This window comes from Microcystis aeruginosa NIES-4325 (genome assembly GCF_008974145.1).
Taxonomy (GTDB): Bacteria; Cyanobacteriota; Cyanobacteriia; order Cyanobacteriales; family Microcystaceae; genus Microcystis; species Microcystis aeruginosa_G.
Genome location: NZ_BJKP01000132.1, coordinates 1 through 360 on the forward strand (window position 1 = coordinate 1; position 360 = coordinate 360).

The 360-nt window shown below is 35.6% G+C and carries 1 pseudogene; it reads right to left on the reverse strand.

The annotated features are described in order from the left end of the window. Positions 1 to 193, reverse strand: a pseudogene (locus MiAbW_RS20360) (hypothetical protein); the annotation flags it as partial. Positions 194 to 360: the final 167 nt, after the last annotated feature.

A 360-nucleotide genomic window follows, 5' to 3' on the forward strand; every position in this document is an offset into this window, starting at 1 on the left:
TACCAGCTAAGTTAAACGTGCTAAATCCCTGCTCTTTTGTAATATTTACATCATTCAAAAATAGTTGAGTTCCTGGACTTAAACCTAATCCCCTAATTTCAGAAGTGTTGAACGTGGAAAAAAGTCGTACAAAATTTGATATTATAGATAAGAAAACAAAGTAAATATACACCAATAAATGTGAATAAGCCATGCTAACAATTTTCCCAGAACTAATGAAAGAGCTTCTCAATCCACTCCCCAAAAATGACTATCCCGCATTAAGTACATTTACTTTTGTGTCCTGTTGGATAGGTTTTGCGCTGGATAAAAGTATCGTCAGCATGAGAGACTTAAGCGCACGCCTGAAAATGCAAGGAA